Source organism: Segatella copri, assembly GCF_024330485.1.
In the GTDB taxonomy this organism is placed as follows: domain Bacteria; phylum Bacteroidota; class Bacteroidia; order Bacteroidales; family Bacteroidaceae; genus Prevotella; species Prevotella copri_L.
The window spans coordinates 25220-42996 of the sequence record NZ_JANDWX010000027.1; the positions used below are offsets into that span (position 1 = coordinate 25220).

Genomic DNA, 17777 nt, shown 5'->3' on the forward strand with positions numbered 1-17777 from the left:
TCTGCTAAGGGTTAAACTTTTGCTTTAATTTTCTGATGCCTTGCGCCAGATGCTTATAAACTGCCACTTCGCTGATGCCCAATTCCGTAGCAATCTCCCGATATTTCAGTTTCTGCCGAAAACGGAGATCGAGTACCTTGCGGGTTTGTGGCGTGAGTTCAGCATCCATATAAGCCTGAATTGCCTCGTACTTTTCGGTCTCCCTGTCTATTTCGGCAATCGTCGCTTCCAGGGGAACTATCGAAGGCGAAGTATCGGCTTTCAGGAGATGATGAACCCGGTCTTTCATCTTCTGTCGGCTCAACAGGTTGAGGCATTTATGGCGCACACACACCAGAAGATAGCTCCCGGCGTTGGTGGAAGGCAGGGGCGGTTCGCTGGCTATTGTCTCGTTATCAAGACCCAGTTGAATCTTTCCGTCGAGCACATCGGCAAAGACTTCGCTCACCACATCCTTGCTGGCTGCATCATCCTTCAGAAGTACCCTGGCCAATTGGTACATCCTCAGATAATGCTGCCGGAAGAGCTGTTCTATCGTTTCTTTGTTTATTTGCATTACTTTATTTCTTTTCTTTTGCCTATATTACAATCGAATTTTCATTTTCCTAACCCTTAGCAGAATATTTTTTAATGCAAATTTTTAAAACGTCAAAAATACCCTATCGGACTTGCTCCTTCTTCAGATGCTTATAAAGCCACAGGAAGGCGGGAATGAGGAAGAAATCTGCCAGGACCCACGCCACAGGGTCGCCGAAGCAGACACCCGTCCATGCCAGGGCAGGCACCAGCCAGAGACTCACACCGCATCTCGCTATCATTTCCATTACGCCACTCAGCATCGAGAGATTGCTGTAACCCAAGCCCTGGATGCTGTAACGCAGGATGGTGAGCAAGCCCAGACAAGGATAGAAATAGTTGGCTATGCGCATAAACTGGGCAGCATAAGTCACCACTTCTGCCTCGCCCTTATCCACGAAGAGCATCATCATCTCGTCGGCAAACGGATAGATGAGCAGGAAGGTGAAGACGAAATAAACCAGCATCATCCTGATGGAAGCCCTTACGCCCTGACCGATTCTATCCAACTTCCTGGCTCCCAGGTTCTGACCGCAATAGGTAGCCATCGCCACTCCGATATTCTCGAAAACGCAGGTAAAGAGATATTTGATGCGCATAGAGGCAGTAAATGCAGCCACATAAACCGTTCCCAGAGCGTTGTTGGCACTCTGCAGCATGATGAGACCGATGGCGGTAATGGAGAACTGCAGACCCATCGGAACACCATTGTTCAGCAGAATGCTTATCTTCTTATTATCGAATTTTCTTTCTTCTCCCTTCGGAATCAGAATCTGCATCTTCTTTTTGATAAACCAGATACAGAGCAGCACGGAAATTCCCTGAGAAAGCCAAGTGGCAATACCTGCTCCCTCTACACCTAACCCCATACCGAGAATCAGAATGCCATCGAGAATAATGTTGATGACGGAGGCTGTGATGAGGAAATAGAAAGGCTGTTTCGAGTTGCCCAGAGCACGGATCTGACCGGAGAGCAGATTGTAGGCGATAGTGAAAGGAATCGCCGCAAACTGCAGCATCAGGAAGATGTAGGCATCATCGAACACCTCCTTCGGCGTATTCACCAGGTGCAGAATCTTTCCGCAGAAGATGCAGGAAAGGAAGGTGATGACCACGGCAAACACCACGGCGATGCGGATGCTGTTGCTTACGTAAGCCCGCATCTTGGCATAATCCTTGGCGCCGAAAGCCTGGGCGACAGGGATGGCAAAACCGGCACAGGAGCCGTTGCAGAAACCCATGATGAGAAACATGATGGAGCTGGATGCGCCTACTGCCGCAAGTGCCCCCACGCCAATCCATCTTCCCACGATGGCCGCATCGATGATGAGGTACATCTGCTGAAGGATGTAACCTAGAATCAGCGGAATTGCAAATTTGATGATGGCTCGCAAAGGCGAGCCTACAGTCATGTCGTTAGTAGACTTTGAACTTTGAGCTTTGACCATTGAACTTTATGATTAGTTTTTGTTATCCTAAAAATATAAGGAGGATGCACTCTTTATTTGAGTGCATCTCCAATCTTCTGTTTGATTTGTGCCATTTTGTTGCGGCGTTCGATGGAGAAGGTATCTCCGTGGGTTTCCACATAATCGAAGAGCATGAACGCCTTGTTCAGGAGTTCGTCTCTTGTGGGCTGTCCCACCATATCTGCCTCGTGATAATAGAGTTCGGCAAGCATGTCCATCTTGGAGAGTCGCTTCTCCTCGTCCTCTATTCCTGCCATTGCCTTCATCACGTCCTCGATGGTGGCGATGCTGTAGAAGGCGTAAGGGCCTACGTATTGATTGTAGAGCTCCCTGATCTTCTCACGTCTCACCTCCACCTCTTTCTTTTCGAGCATTCTTTCGAGTGCCGCCATAAACTCGCGAATCAGTCGCTGTATGTAGTCTCGTTGTAGCATAAAATAGTCTTTATTTTATTCGTTGTTGTTGATAGCTTCCACATACTCCCACAGTTTCTTGTAGAAAGGATGTTTCGTCATCGTGTCCTTGTTGCCCAGGATGATGAGCTTCATGCGGGCTCTCGTCATCGCCACGTTCATGCGGCGGAGGTCTTTCAGAAATCCGATCTGTCCCTCATCGTTGGAGCGTACCAGGGAGATGAGAATTACGTCTCTTTCCTGCCCCTGGAAACCATCTACCGTATTCACGCTTATCAGGCGGCGGTAAGGCTTGAAGAATTCATATTTCTTGATGAGCTTCTTGAGATATTGTACCTGAGCACGATAAGGCGAAATGATGCCTACATCGATTCTTTCCTCCAAAACGCGCTGTTTGCCTATCTTGGTGAAGTATTCCGCCAGAGTCAGCAGGGTTAGCTCGGCTTCTGCCTTGTTGATACGCCCGAAACTCTCGCCCACAAACTGCTCCTTGAAGTTCAAATCAGAATTCTGATTGGCTGCAGATACAGAAGATGATGTGGAAGCAGAATCCTCGGGAGCATCTTCCCCCTCTATGGTTATCTGATTCTCCTCGTTCGAAGTATCAATCCACGTTATCGGATGGTCATAATCCAATACGCTCCGGTATTTGATTTGAGGCGCACTCTCCACCTCGCCCCCGTAGAACCAGTCGCTCGAGAATCGCATGATTTCGTCGTTCATGCGGTATTGGATTTTCAGCAGGGTTACCACCTCAGGCTTGTTTTCGGCGATGCGCTCCATCAGGGTCTTGCCCAGTCCGGCTCTTAATGCCGCAATACTCTTTACGGTAGGCGGCAGCTGACAATGGTCGCCCGCCAGAATCACCCGGCTGGCTCTCTTCATCGGAATCCAGCAGGCAGCTTCCAAAGCCTGGGCAGCCTCGTCGATAAAGAGGGTACCGAACTTCATGCCTTCCAGCAGATGATGGGCTGAGCCTACGAGGGTACAGGCGATGACACGCGCCTCGCCAAAGAGTTCTGCGTTGATGCGGAGTTCTATTTCGGCAGCACGGCTCTTCAGCCTGTCCATCTTCTGATGATAGTTCTCGCTTCCTTTCTTCCTGTTTTTTCTTAATTCTCTGATAGCCTTGCGGATAGCCCAAAGCTGCGGATAATCAGCATGGCTCTCAAAGCGGCGCTCGTAGGTGAAGCCCAGCATCTTGTCGTTCACGCGGGTCGGGTTTCCGATACGGAGCACGTTGATGCCTCTATCCACCAGTTTTTCTGATATCCAGTCTACCGCCATATTGCTCTGTGCACACACCAAAACCTGGCTTTCGCGCATCAGGGTTTCGTTGATGGCTTCCACCAGGGTTGTAGTCTTTCCGGTTCCCGGAGGTCCGTGAACGATGGCCACATCCTTCGCCCATAGCACCTCGTTTACAGCTCTTTCCTGGGTAGGATTGAGCCAAGGGAACTTCATCGGTTCGAAGGAGAATCTTCCTGCCTTCTGATGGGAATAGAATAAATCGCGGAGATAAGCCAGACGGTTGTTCTTCGCCTTCATCACACGGTCCAAGGCCTCGAACATCAGTTTGTAGCTGGTTTCGTCAAAGGATAGCTGTACGCCGATAGGATCGGTTGACTGCTGAAGTTCGAGCAGAGGGGCAGAATCGGGTACGGTAACCACCATTCTGTCGCCATCCACATAACTCACGGTTCCGGTGAAGGAGAAATATTTAATACTTTGACCTTTGAGATTTGAATTTTGAACTTTATGATTAGCGTCTGAAGCGTTTTCTGGCTGCTGAAGGGCTGCGTTGCCCTGGCTCTCATTCTTGCCCATCTTGCTCGTCTTCTTGACCATAAAGAACATGACGGGGCGACCGAACTCAAAATTGTGCTCGATATCCTGGTCAGAGGTTCGGAAAACCTCTATGGCTGTCTGGTTCAGCGAATTATAAAAGCTCTTTCCCACCTGTAGCGGGAACCAGGCATCACCTCGTTTCACCTTCCGCTGCATTCCCATCTGTTCGGTAAGCTTGCGGAAGGCTTCTTTCTCGGTATAATACTCCAGCTGGAGCAGGGTGCGTTGCTGCAATAATGCCTGAATTGGTGAAATCTGTTCCATAATTGGATGCAAAGTTACACCAATTCAGGCAAAAATAAGAAGATAATAGGATAAATTATCTAAAATTTATTTCATGATGCGTTCTACGTCCTGGATGGTGCGGTTGAACGGACCATTGTGCTCCAGTTTGATGGTACACATGGCTGCCGCAAACTTACCGGCTTCTACCGGATTGGCTCCCTGCAGGCGCTTGTAGAGATAGCCTGCCGAATAGGTATCGCCGCATCCGGTAGCATCTACTACTTCATGAGGAGGATAGGCAGGAATATCGTAGAAAGTATCATCTACATAAACCAGAGAGCCCTCACTTCCCAGCGTGATGATAACCTCGGCTACGCCCCAGACATGAATCAGTTTGGCGGCTTCCTTCGGGTCCTTCAGTCCGGTAATGGTCTCCATTTCGGTCTCGTTCACCTTCAGATAATAGGTGTTCTTGAGCACATCGAGCTTGTCCTTCCAGTCGATGGCGTAAACTTTCTCGTCTCTCACCTCGCGCAGATAGCCCTGCACATCGATGGAAACTTTTCCCTTCTTGGCAAGAAAGGCAACCACTTCTGGCGAGAAATCATCGCTCAGCAGACTGCCCAGGTGGAAGACCTTGGCCTCTACATGCTCCAGCTGCTGGATGGTGAAAGGATCTGCCTTGGCAAGCACACGCTGCTTACGGTCGTTAGGATTATCGCCATAAATATTCTCGAAGAAAACCGTATTGCGCGATGGGTTCAAGGTGACGTCTATTCCAGCCTTGAGCATCTTTTCAACCGGTTCTTTCTCGGTAGGATCCATCGCCGTAATGAGCGAGAAACTTACATCCTTTGGCAATTGGTTGATGGCGTAGGCAAAATAAAAAGAGGTGCCGCCAGCCATGTAAACTGTACTGCTCGGGGTCACGATTTTATCCTTTGTTACGTGCCCAATACAACAAATATCTTTCATTTTTATTACATTTTGCGGATGCAAAGATACTGCAAATCGAGAATAATACAAAAAAAAATGGGAATTATTTTGTTTTGTTCGCATTTTAATGTACCTTTGCATCAAGAAAAAGCAATTTTAAAATATTATCTAGAATAGATATAAAGAAACATTATGTGGTTTGATAATTTAATCAACGTGCATTCGGCGGTGCAAGGCATCGTCATCCTGTCTTTGATTTGTACTTTGGGTCTTGCCCTCGGCAAGATTCATGTCAAAGGAATCTCCCTTGGCATAGCCTTCGTATTCTTCGTGGGTATTATAGCGGGTCATCTCGGACTCTCTATTGACCAGAATATGCTGGAGTTTGCAGAAAGCTTCGGCCTTACCATGTTTGTGTATGTGCTGGGTCTTTATGTGGGTCCTAACTTCTTCGGTTCGATGCGTCACGAAGGCATTTCACTCAATCTTTGGAGTCTGGCTGTCATCCTGGTGGGAACCTTGTTCTCGCTCGGCTTGTGCTGGATTTTGCCAATCAGTCTGCCTGATATGATGGGCATCCTGTGTGGCGCCACAACCAATACGCCTGCCCTTGGTGCTGCCCAGCAGGCGTTGCAGCAGTTGGGCTTGCCTAGCGAAGGTGCGGCTCTGGGCTGTGCCGTTACTTATCCGTTGGGTGTTGTGGGCGTTATCCTGGCGATGATGCTCTTGCGCAAACTCTTTGTGAAACCGGAAGATCTGGAGATTCGCAATAATGATGATGACGACCATACGTCTATCGGACAATATGTAATCGTGAATCCTGCCCTGAACGGCAATACCATCGCAGAGATTACGATGATGACGCATCGCAAGTTCATCATCTCCCGTGTGTGGAGAGGCGAACAGGTGATAGTTCCTCAGGCTGATACGGTTCTTCATACGAATGATAATGTGCTCGTGGTTACCAATAAGGACGAGGTCTCGGCGATGCAGATTCTCTTCGGAAAGAAGGTGGATAAGGAGTGGAATAATGATAAGGTAGACTGGAATGCGATTGATGCGAAGGTTGAAAGCCGCATTATCGTTGTTACCCGTCCGGGACTGAACGGCAAGCGCCTGGGCAGTCTGCAGATGCGAAATTCCTATGGCGTGAATGTGAGCCGAGTGCTTCGTGGTGATATCCGTCTGCTTGCTACAGATGACCTCCGTCTGCAGTACGGCGACCGACTGACGGTAGTTGGCGACCCTACGAGTATCGACCATGTAGAGCAGTTTCTGGGTAATGCCGTAAAGACCCTGAACGAGCCGAACCTCGGCGCTATCTTCCTCGGAATCATTCTCGGTCTAGCCGTAGGAACCGTTCCTCTGGATATTCCTGGAATGACGGCTCCTGTGCGTCTGGGTATTGCCGGTGGTCCTATCGTAATGGGTATTCTGATTGGTGCGCTGGGGCCTCGTGTGCATTTCATCTCTTACATGACGCGAAGTGCTGGTCTGATGCTGCGAGAACTGGGTCTTGCCCTCTATCTCGGTTGCCTGGGATTGGCGGCTGGTGGACAGTTCTTCGAGACGGTAGTCCGTCCGGAAGGTTTGATGTGGGTAGGCATCGGTTTCCTTATCACGGTTGTGCCTGTGGTTATCGTAGGTCTCATCATCCTGAAGACCAAGAAGTATGACTTCGGCAGTATCTGCGGAATCCTCTGTGGAAGTATGGCGAATCCGATGGCGCTTACTTACGCCAACGAGACGCTGGATGGCGATACGCCAAGTATCAGTTATGCTACGGTTTATCCGCTCGGCATGTTTATCAGAGTGGTGATAGCTCAGGTTATCGTGATGTTCTTTGTCTGATGTTACGATGTTTTCATCTGTTTCTGCGGATTCTGTCATCCGCAGATATGAAGAAAGGCTGGTTTCGGTTAGAAATCAGCCTTTCTTGTTATAGTCATCTTCTTTCCCGTCATCGGGTGCTCAAATGTGATTTCCTCTGCATGAAGATGCAGTCTTGTTGCCGGCTCGTTGCCGTAGAGCGGATCGCCGATGATGGGGGCATTCAGACCTTCCTGATGAGCACAATGCACTCTCAGCTGGTGCGTTCTGCCCGTTTTAGGATAGAGCGCCAGGCGAAGATGGGTATCGTCAATACGCTCTAGAACCTCGTATTCTGTAATGGCTTCCTTGCCCTGTTCGCGGTTTACCATCTGTCGTGGACGGTCTAGGAAATCTGCTATCAGGGGGAGCGAGATGTAACCTCTTCCGCCTTCAGCTTCTTTCAGAATCCGGTTGCACGATTCTTTGTCTTTTCCGCAAACGATGGCTACGTACTTCTTCTGAACCCGATGATTCAGAAACTCCTTCTGCAGGCGATGATAGGCAAACTCGGTCTTGGCAATAATCATCAGTCCGCTTGTTGCCATGTCCAGACGATGGACGATGAGCGGACCGGTAGCTTCCTGATATTTCCTGCGCATCAGAGCGTAGACAGAAGGCTGGGCTGCATCTTTCCCCGGAACCGAGAGTAAACCTTCGGGCTTATAGATGACAGCCAGTTCACGGTCTTCGTAGAGCGTTTCCACCTTATTATATATAGTAGTTTCGGTCTGTTGGGTTTCAAAGACTGTTTTAGGCAGCATCCAATGTAGTATCGGTTTGCATTTTCCGTTGCAGGCAGGATAAAACTGAAGATGATGTCTGATTTCTTCTTTCGGACTCTCTCCCCACCAGAACATCGCCATCTGCAGAGGCTTGTAGCCATACTGGTAAGCGTATTGCAGGAGTTTCGGCTCGCAGCATTCTCCACTTCCGGCAGGTGGAATCTTAACCGCCTCGTCCTTGAAAATCTCCAGCAGGTCCTTGGTTTCTCCTTCCGCATTCAGCATCTGAAATTTCGAAAACAGCCATTCCTGAAGTTCTTCAGATAACTGTTTGCGGAGCTGTTTTGCACTATTCAAATCCTTTTCGTAGTTTTCATATAGCGTTTCGTACGCCGTCTTTTCGTTTATCGACTTTTTCAGCCTCTTCAGTTCTGCCTTCATAAACTGGCTCTCTTTTATCATCGCTTTCTCCTCTTCCTCGCTCAGGGGCGTTCCTGCCGAAAGGGCTTCCTGGCGCCTTGCATCTCGCTTTTCCTTTGCTTCTTTTATCTTTGTCTGATAGTTTGCGATAACTTCCTGGCGCTTTTGCTGCAAATCATCAATCAGGCTTTTCGCCTTTATCAGGGTTTCGTTGGCTTCAAACTGTCTGATTTGCTGGTTCATTTCCGAAATCTCAGCCTCATGTACCTTGAAATATCCGTCGGGTTGAAGATAATCGAAAACGGCTGGCACAAAACCTTCCCAGTCGCTTCTGCCGCCAATCTGTCCGCTATAAGCTCTCAGATAGCCAATCTTACTGTTGTCGGCTTCTACGATAAGTACGCCGAACATCTTTCCACGGTCTATTTCCTCCCGCCAGTCGTTTCGCTGTGAGAGTTCATCCTGCAACTCTCTGCATGCTTCGATGCAGAGCGGATGAGGTTCGTAGCTGAATGGATTGTTCATCCTTTCAGGCATATTATTTAGTTCTATATTTTTGAATAAATGCATTTCCATGCTACAAAGATACACATTTAAACGCGTTTTAGTTCATATTTTATATAAAAAATGAGTTTTTCAGTTATTTTTTTGTCTATTTGGATTTTTTGTTGTACTTTCGCAACTGAAACATAAATTCATTTAAATAGTCTATCATGGTAAGTGTATATAGAAAGATAATGACGATGCAGATTAAGAACGGACTGTGCCTTCTGTGGCTATTCGTTCTGCTGCTGCTGTTTGCCGCTTGTTCTCATCGGCAGAAGGATGATGAGTTGTGGCATAAAGATATCGATGAATTTGTGTCCGGTCACCAATCTCTCATGCAGAGTCATCCTGATTCGATGATCATGCTGATAAGAAATTTCAAATGTGAAGGTAATCCCGATAAAAGCGATCAATGGAAAAAATTATTAATAGCTAAATGTTATTATATGAAGGGGGCTGATGCCCAATGCCAGTCGTTGATAGATTCGGTTAACGCTTATTGCAAACAAACTCCTGACAACAGAATTCTTTCTTATGCTGATAATCTGCAAGGCATACTTTTGCTGGTTTCCGGCAAGAGGAAGGAGGCTTTAATTTATTATGAGAAAGCTTATCATGAAATCATGAACCTTGACAGTTGCGGCGAGGCGATTGATGTATGTATCAATATTGCCGATGCGTCAAGACAGATGGGTAAGCTGGCGGATGCTTCTTCCTGGTATCGCCGTGCCTATTTCCTGGCAGATTCTCTGAATCAGCATGAAGCCCAGAACAGTATTCTCTCAGGACTGGGACAGGTTTATAATGATTTGCAGAACTATCAGCTGGCGCATCATTATTTCCAGAAGGCTGAACGCCTGTATCCGCCAAAGAATCCGAAAGATGTTCATTTCTTTTACAACAGTTGGGGAAATGTGTACAGCAGTCAGGAAAAACCGTCTGAGGCTCTGAAATGCTTCCTGAAGGCTCAAAAGGCTACACGGCAGATGGAACAGCCCCTGGCGACGGCTATTGTTGATGCTAATCTCGGACAGACTTATCTGGAGCTCAACCGGTTGGATTCTGCACAGAAATATCTGACTCTTACCACGAAATTCTTCTTTGCCCAGCCCTCCATGCAGAGCGATGTGCAATTCTATGTGGATGGGTTGAATGCATCTCTGGCTCTGAAGCAGGATAGTCTGGCGAAGGCTACTGAGATTTTGAACAAGCCATACGATCTCTCCAAGATGTCGCCTAATTATCTTTACCTTTATCATAAGGGACTGGCGGCTCTTTGTGAGCGCAAGGGACAATATGCCAAGGCTCTGCAATATCAGAAACTGATGAATCAGTACGACGATTCGCTCCGTAACGCTACGATGGTTTCGAATGTTCAGGAGAATGAATTGAGATTCAAGCAGGATACGGCCATCGTTCGACGTGATTTATCCCTTAGCACCACGCAAGCAGAGGTAAGATCCTTTAGAGTCATCCTGCTCCTGATTATCGGCTTGCTGGTAATGAGCGTGTTGGCTCTCATCGCTTTCATCCGTTACAAATGGATGCGCAGCAAGCATCAGCATCATGAGGAGATGAACCGGATGATGGCTCTGAAGATGGAGAATGTGCGCAATCGTTTCTCGCCTCATTTTGTATTTAATGTGCTCAATATCTTCGTATCTAATCTTCCGAAGGGGGTTAATGTCAAACCGCTTCAGCTCCTGATACAGGTACTGCGTGCCTACTTGCTTTCTTGCGATAAGATGGCGGTAAGTTTGGAAGAGGAACTGCAGATGGTGACGAGCTATTCTACTCTTCGCCATGAAACCAATCCGTTCCTTCCGATGCCTCAGTTCCATGTTGCCAAGGATGTGGATATGAAGCTCATGCTGCCGTCTATGATTATCCAGATTCCTGTAGAGAATGCTTTGAAACATGCTTTTGTGGGAATGAAAGAGACGGGAGATAAGCCTTTGCTGGATGTAAACATCTGGGTTGAGGACGATATGCTCCGCATAGATGTTACAGACAACGGATGTGGAGTTTCGGGTACCGTTGGCAAGAAAAAGAAAAATTGTGCTGCCAGTACGGGAACCGGATTGAGAATTCTGAACAGTACCATCGAAATGCTTAATGCAAGCAACGAACGCAAGATGTTTTTCAAGATGCAGAGCAACAGAGGAGCATCAGAAGAGGAGGGTGGTACCAGGAATAGAGGAATATGTGTAAGTATCGGAGTTCCATGTAATTACGATTATAATGTCTTTAAGTAAGAAACTTTTCATAAGGATTTAAAACGAAATAACATGCAAGATAGAATTAAGGTTGTGATTGTGGACGATGAACCACAGAGCATCCACAGGTTGCAGGATGATTTGGCAACTCTGGAAGATTTTGAGGTGATTGCCACATCCTCTTCGGCGGTATCGGCAAAGAATCTGGTGATGAGCATACAGCCTGATGTGCTGTTCATCGATGTTGAAATGCCTGGACAGACGGGTTTTGAGGTGTTGCAATCTCTGAGAGATGAAATTCCGATGGAACTTATCGTAGTATTTTACAGCGCCTTCGATAAGTATATGATTGATGCGCTCAGAGCCTCTGCCTTCGATTTTCTGTTGAAACCTTATCAGCAGGATGAGTTTGAACTGGTGGTAGACCGAATCCGGCAGAAAATGAAAGATGGAGATGATGTGGATGAAGATGCTTCTTCCGTTCCAGAGTCCTCTTCCTGTTCTTCAGAATCAGTCTTGGCTTCTCAGAAGGCTCAGGATTTTTCGGGAATGAATGGGATGCTGGGAACAGCAGCCAAGCGTCTTGCCATTCAGACCATTTCGGGTTTATTGATGTTGAAGCCCGATGATGTGTTCAGTTGCACTTTTGATGAGGTTACTCATCTTTGGCAGTTGAAGTTGTCGAATGGGCAGGTTTATAAATTGAAGAGGCAGGTCACGGCAAAGACCATCCTTTCCATGTCGCCTTCTCTGGCTCAGGTTCGTCAGGATTGCATCATCAATCTCGATTATCTTCTCTGCATCGAGAATTATACGCTCCGCTGCATCTTTTCTCCTCCTTTCGACCAGGAAGAAATCACGGTTTCCCGCCGCTGCTATAAGGCGGTAAAGGATCAGTTGGAGATATTGTAGGGATATGGAAAAAAAGAGGGTGTGCAAGATATAGTCTTTGCACGCCCTCTTCTTCTATGTTTTTATTCTTCAGTAATTCCCCAATCTAATAGCCCTTTTCCTTCCTCGTCCAGTTCTATGCCGAGGCCTATCACCTTTCGATTGTCAGCCATGAAAGGCTCCAGGTATTTGTTATCCAGTATCTGCTGAATGGCAGCCTTCTTACCACCATTATTTTTCAGTTTCAGTTCTATCACGTAGATGTAGCGTGAAGTTTGGGCGATGAGGTCGATCCTTCCTGTTGCAAGCATATGCTCTACCTCCACTTTCAGACCGATGGCATTCAGAATAGTACTGATGATGAGACGGTAGCGCTCTTCCATATCCATCGAGGCAAGTTTCTTGTTGCTGTAAGGCACATCGGCAACCAATGCTTTCAACGTTTTCATGGCATCTGCGATTTGCCCGGTACCCAATTGGCGGAACAGACTGCCTTGCAGACTGATAATATCGCTTTCTGATTTCATGGTCAGGCTTGGCAGCACAACCTCGTAAAGATCCTGTTTCACTTCTTGGTTTGGGAAACCTAAGAAATAGCCAAATTCATCGCTCGACTTGATGGTAAGGTAACCCGTCTGATAGAGAAAGAGTTCGGCACCACCATTTATGACATCAGAACTCTCAAGAGTCTTGCGTAAAATCGGACAATTTTCGAAATTTCGTAAGCGCAGTTCCATGTTGTCCACAAACTTAGGTAGCATGGAGGTTGCTCCTGATGAAACCCAGAAACAGCTCAAGTCTTGTGCGTCGAGTGCATTAAGGAGACTGAAAGGATTGTAGATGTCCACCATGTTTCTGCGACTGAAATGGTATCCATCGTAGTAATCCTTCAGGTTATCATGAGTTTGCTGCAAGGTCCACTCGTTCACTTCAGCCATTCTTTCCAGTTCCGGCTTGAAGTTCTCCCCGATTTCTTCTTCTGTAATACCGCAGATAGCTGCATATTCAGGAAGGAAACTGATATTGGTCAGGTTGTTGAGAACAGAGAAAAGAGAAATCTGCGTAAACTTGGTGATACCCGTAATGAAGACGAAACGTTGGTACGCATCATCAGCTTTCAAGATGGAAAACACGCTTCTATATACTTCTGTGCAACCCTCATGCTCGGGAGTTTTCCACGAGTGCTGGAGAGGAGAGTCGTACTCATCGATAAGAATGGCAACCTTGAGCCCTGTTTGCTCATAGGCGGTTTTTATGATTAGGTCGAAGCGGTTTCCTAGTGAATCTGTTGGTTTGATATGGATGCCATATAATTGCTCATAAACATCAAAAGTTCGATCCAGGTATGCCTTAACTTCATGTGCAGTCGCTCCCCCTCGGCTCATGTCGAATCGAATAACCGGGTACTGTTTCCATTCCTTCTCCAACTCCATGATTTTCAGTCCTTCGAAGAGCTCTTTCCTTCCTTCGAAGTAAGCCTGGAGTGTATCAACAAGCACAGACTTACCGAATCGGCGAGGACGGCTCAAGTAATTATACTTTAAACCTTGGTTCGCCAATTTCCAAACCATGTCAGTTTTGTCAACATAGAGGTATCCTTCTTCTCTGATGACATTGAAAGATTGTATGCCTACCGGCAGCTTTCTGCATTCATTGTTTGCCATAATCTTTTCTCCTATTCCTATCTTTAGCCGCAAAGATACGGCTAATTTTTGAATCATGCAAGTTTTTGGCAATTAAAAAGATGTAAATAGATACCTGATAAAAGAATATATTGTACATGCTCTAGAAAAATGCATTTTTTCTTGGTTTTTTCACGGAAAAAACTTACTTTTGCACCATAATAGAGGAGAATTATAACAAAAGGTGGAATGATTTGCTTATCACCACAACATTTAAACCCCATTAGTTATGACGGAAGATATTAATATATTGACATTCGATAACTTTATTCAAAAGATTAAGACTATCAAGACATATCGCAGTAACGCCAATAAGGAATACAAGGTAGTTAAGGTAAACAAGACCGCATTGGTACTTAGAGATCAGCGCACTAAGGCTGATTTTGAAGTATCAGCAGCCCAAGTATTCGCTGCCATGAAAGAACTTGGTATTGAAAACTGCACGGTTCTTAAAATGCGCCAGTATGTAGGAACACATGCTGCACCAGCCTCTGCCGCCCTCATCTTCTGGACTTTCGGACGAGGACAGGTTCAGGCAGCAATAAAAAAGTTTGCCGATTTGACGGTTAGGATAATAAGAGAACAGCAAAAACGGAAATAGTAAATCTGGCAATCTGTACGGTTGAAAGCGCTTCTATTGACAATATATACGCAAGTTTGCTCCACGCGCCCTGAGCTAGGAGCTTTTGAGCCTTCAGCCCGTACTAGAACCACATGCGAAAGTTCTGTTAATAATTGACTATAGATTTTACGTTTCATAACTTCCTGGTATTCTTGTTGTTGCACGTATCCTAGCTTTCAAAATGCTAGATTTTACACGTTTCCTAGCTTTTGATATGCCAGATTTTACACGTTTCCTAGGTTTCGATATACTGGATTTTACACATTTCCTAGGATAAGGCAATGCTTTTCTCAGAGAATCTTGTCGTTTTTAATGTTTTTTACGTTAATCTCGGCTGTTTGTCGATTGGATGGAGGCTCATTTATCGGCTCATTCTGAATATGCAAAACTTGAGTGCAAAATCATTTTTTCTGCTTGCGCTAAGTTTTTTCTCATTTTATCCCTCACATCCCTCACGTTTTCTCTTTTTTAATCTTTAATCGTTTGATAATGAGGTGGTTGCCTCTTTTGTGTAGCGTGATAGATGGACGAAATGTTTACAAAATCCATCACGCTATCCATCACTTATTGACTTTATCCATCACGTCTTTCAGCTTATCTTCTTGCTGAAAGTGTTTTTTTTATGCACGTGATTCGGGACAAAGATGAAAGTTTTCGGGACAAAGCTTGCATCTGGCTTTAAAATTTTGTATCTTTGCGGAGTGTTGACAACACAGATTCCACAATGGCAATAACCACTGCGAAACCTAATGTTTAATTTAAAATTTATTTTTTATGGAATTAAATCTTAATGATCCTGCGTTTATCAAAAGTCTGGTAGATTATCATTGGATGTACTGCTTCAATGCCGATTGTCCTCGGGCAGCAGAATGCATCCGATTCATCTCGGCAAAGTCCAAACCCGATGATGTTACTGCCGGAAATGCTGTTTATCCCGATGCTAACCTCCATGCATCTTGTTCCCATTTCATGCGTGTGTACCAGTTCAAGGCAGCATGGGGATTTTCCCATCTCTACGACCAGGTAAAACATGTCGAAATGCAGACCATCAAGTACCGCATCATGGATGTTCTGGGCAACCGTACTACCTATTATCGTGTACATCGGGGGGAGAAACATCTTACGCCGGAAATGCAGGAGCAGGTGAAGAAGGTCTTTGCTGAATATGGTTATGGGGAACCTGCCTATGATCATTATGCAGAAGAAATCGGATTCGTTTACGAATAAAGCACAATCCCCTGCCGATGTATCCACAGCGGGAATGCGACGTATCGGTTTGTTCCACAGGGTGAAACAGAGTGTTTCTCCGCTTGAACCAAACTGTTTCATGGTATGAACCAAACTGTTTCGTATCGATAAACTTTTTAAAATGACAGACAATGAAATTTACCATAACACATAGAAATAAAAAGAACCAGCTCCTGGTAAGTACCAAGAGTCTGGAACGTTTCCTGGGGCGCATTATAAACGATGACGCCAGGAATACCGTGGAGAACTTCCGTGAATATGTACCTTATCTCACGAATGGTTATGATGGGTATAAGGATATGCCAACCTGGATGCATGTTCACCCTGCAGCAGAATTTCAGAAATCGGAGAATGGACTCCTGAAGATGAAGAAAAACAACGGAGTTCTGCTGCTTACGTTTGTTGATATAAATGAGGATGGAGGCGTGGATGCCATCAAGCAGAAAGTAGCCAGTCTGCCTTCTACTCTTGCAGCCTTTGTGGGAGCCGATGGCATCAGTCTGCATGTTCTGGCGAAATATGCGCTGGCAAAGGGGAGGTTACCTGATGAGGAGGTTGCAGCCGACAGGATTTACAAGCAGGCCTTCCTGACCTTTGCTCCGCTTTATCAGACGCTAGTAAAGGCAAAGATGCAGATGCCCGAGCCTTCTATCTTTTCCGATTTTCTGATGACAAGAGATTCTTTTCCTTATTATCGTGAAGATGCCTTGCCCCTGACGTTGAATGAAGTCTTTCATGGTGCAGAAAAACCTGTGGAGAGCGTTGATGAGAAGGAGGCTGACCACTCTTCCGGAGGTGTGGATAACGACCGTAAGGAGTTGAGTGACAATATCATGAGTATGATCGGATTTCTGTGTAAGAAATATGATCTCCGTTATAATTCGGTAATGAAATGCACAGAATATAGACCGAAGGAAAAGGATTATTGGGGCTATCAGCCTGTGGATGCCCGTGTGCAGAAGCGTATGACGCTGGAGGTACAGCTCGCCAACATCCGTGTGAGTATCAAGGATGTGCGCAATTATCTGGAGTCGGATCTTCTTTCTACCTATAATCCTGTAGAAAACTTCCTGTTCAAGTGTGAGGGGAAGTGGGACGGCAAGGATCATATCCGTGCCTTGGCGCGCACGGTGCCTACTGATAATCCTTATTGGGAGGATTGGTTCTATACCTGGTTCCTGGCGATGGTTGACCAGTGGCGTGCTTACAGTCATCGCAAATACGGCAACTCTGTGGCACCACTTCTCATTTCCAAGCAGGGCTACAACAAGAGTACTTTCTGCCGGTCTCTGGTTCCGCCGGAGTTGCAATGGGGATATAATGATAATCTCGTATTGTCAGAGAAACGGCAGGTGCTTCAGGCGATGTGCCAGTCGCTGGTTATCAACCTGGATGAGTTCAACCAGATTTCTCCTCAGGTGCAGCAGGGATTCCTGAAGAATATCATCCAGTTGCCGAGTGTCAAGATAAAGCCTCCGTATGGCAGTCATGTTCAGGAGTTTCCGAGAATGGCATCTTTTATCGCCACGAGCAATATGGAGGATATCCTCTCCGATCCTTCCGGTAATCGCCGTTTTCTGGGTGTGGAGCTCACGGGTCCTATCGATGTGAGCCAGCGTCCGAATTATGAACAGCTCTATGCGCAGGCGCTTTCTGCATTACGGGCAGGCGAGAAAACTTATTTTGATGCGGAGCAGACCCGACTGATTATGGCGAACAACAGGAAGTTTGAGGTGGTTTCGCCGGTAGACCAGTATTTCGGTCTCTATTTCGACCTGACCGATGATGCCAAACAGGGTGAGTATCTTACGGCAGCCGAGATTTTCCAAGAGCTGAAAAGTCACATCGGTTCATCGTTGAAGTTGAACAGTCTCATAGCCTTCGGCCGCAAGCTTTCTCAGATGCCAACCATCCATCGCAAGCGTTTCAACGACGGAATGCGGTATCTGGTAGTGAGAAAATCGTGATGGATGTAAACGGCTCCGCGTTTATACCTTGCATAATTCAAAAAAAGCAGTAACAGCTGATTAAACAAATGCTGCTACTGCTTTTTCCATCGGTCAGGAAGTAAGTCTCTATATTTCTCCAGTG

13 protein-coding genes are annotated in these 17777 nt (G+C 46.3%); 6 read left to right on the top strand and 7 right to left on the bottom strand.

The genetic code is table 11. The features are described from left to right. Window positions 1-4: 4 nt before the first annotated feature. The 5 genes from NNC77_RS12730 to NNC77_RS12750 form a co-directional block, all read right to left on the bottom strand. Window positions 5-556, bottom strand: coding sequence for a sigma-70 family RNA polymerase sigma factor (locus NNC77_RS12730; RefSeq protein WP_254971266.1), 552 nt, complete (start codon window positions 554-556; stop codon window positions 5-7). A 103-nt stretch (window positions 557-659) separates the two neighbouring features. Then, entirely contained in the window at window positions 660-2024 is a 1365-nt protein-coding gene (locus NNC77_RS12735; RefSeq protein ID WP_254971265.1) for an MATE family efflux transporter, read from the bottom strand. A gap of 53 nt (window positions 2025-2077) precedes the next feature. Further along, the gene (locus NNC77_RS12740) at window positions 2078-2479 is read right to left on the bottom strand and encodes a hypothetical protein (RefSeq protein WP_217745456.1); all 402 of its coding nucleotides are present in this window, start codon (window positions 2477-2479) and stop codon (window positions 2078-2080) included. 15 nt (window positions 2480-2494) lie between these two features. Beyond that, window positions 2495-4570 carry an AAA domain-containing protein gene (locus NNC77_RS12745; RefSeq protein ID WP_254971264.1) on the bottom strand — a complete coding sequence of 692 codons (2076 nt, stop codon included), beginning with the start codon at window positions 4568-4570 and terminating at the stop codon, window positions 2495-2497. A 66-nt stretch (window positions 4571-4636) separates the two neighbouring features. Further along, window positions 4637-5506 (bottom strand): PfkB family carbohydrate kinase, encoded by an 870-nt coding sequence (locus tag NNC77_RS12750; RefSeq protein WP_254971263.1) that lies wholly within the window; start codon window positions 5504-5506, stop codon window positions 4637-4639. A gap of 153 nt (window positions 5507-5659) precedes the next feature. On the opposite strand from NNC77_RS12750, the gene NNC77_RS12755 reads away from it, so the two are divergent. Next, window positions 5660-7318, top strand: a complete 1659-nt coding sequence (locus tag NNC77_RS12755) for a putative transporter (RefSeq protein WP_217326909.1) — start codon at window positions 5660-5662, stop codon at window positions 7316-7318. 68 nt (window positions 7319-7386) lie between these two features. On the opposite strand, the gene NNC77_RS12760 is transcribed toward NNC77_RS12755, so the two are convergent. Further along, the gene (locus tag NNC77_RS12760; protein WP_254971262.1) at window positions 7387-9006 is read right to left on the bottom strand and encodes an RluA family pseudouridine synthase; all 1620 of its coding nucleotides are present in this window, start codon (window positions 9004-9006) and stop codon (window positions 7387-7389) included. A 212-nt stretch (window positions 9007-9218) separates the two neighbouring features. On the opposite strand from NNC77_RS12760, the gene NNC77_RS12765 reads away from it, so the two are divergent. Beyond that, a complete protein-coding gene (locus NNC77_RS12765; RefSeq protein ID WP_254971261.1) occupies window positions 9219-11282 on the top strand; it encodes a tetratricopeptide repeat protein in 2064 nt (687 codons plus the stop codon). A gap of 33 nt (window positions 11283-11315) precedes the next feature. Further along, window positions 11316-12155, top strand: a complete 840-nt coding sequence (locus NNC77_RS12770; protein WP_200756420.1) for a LytR/AlgR family response regulator transcription factor — start codon at window positions 11316-11318, stop codon at window positions 12153-12155. A 62-nt stretch (window positions 12156-12217) separates the two neighbouring features. Here the strand turns inward: NNC77_RS12770 and NNC77_RS12775 are convergent, their stop codons facing one another. Continuing rightward, entirely contained in the window at window positions 12218-13798 is a 1581-nt protein-coding gene (locus NNC77_RS12775; protein ID WP_254971259.1) for an ATP-binding protein, read from the bottom strand. Between the two features lie 247 nt (window positions 13799-14045). On the opposite strand from NNC77_RS12775, the gene NNC77_RS12780 reads away from it, so the two are divergent. The 3 genes from NNC77_RS12780 (at window position 14046) to NNC77_RS12790 (ending at window position 17653) form a co-directional block, all read left to right on the top strand. Further along, a complete protein-coding gene (locus NNC77_RS12780) occupies window positions 14046-14417 on the top strand; it encodes a hypothetical protein (protein WP_118081704.1) in 372 nt (123 codons plus the stop codon). Between the two features lie 795 nt (window positions 14418-15212). Continuing rightward, window positions 15213-15665, top strand: coding sequence for a DUF6078 family protein (locus NNC77_RS12785; protein WP_254971258.1), 453 nt, complete (start codon window positions 15213-15215; stop codon window positions 15663-15665). A 152-nt stretch (window positions 15666-15817) separates the two neighbouring features. Continuing rightward, window positions 15818-17653, top strand: a complete 1836-nt coding sequence (locus tag NNC77_RS12790) for a VapE domain-containing protein (RefSeq protein WP_254971257.1) — start codon at window positions 15818-15820, stop codon at window positions 17651-17653. The last annotated feature ends 124 nt before the right edge of the window (window positions 17654-17777 follow it).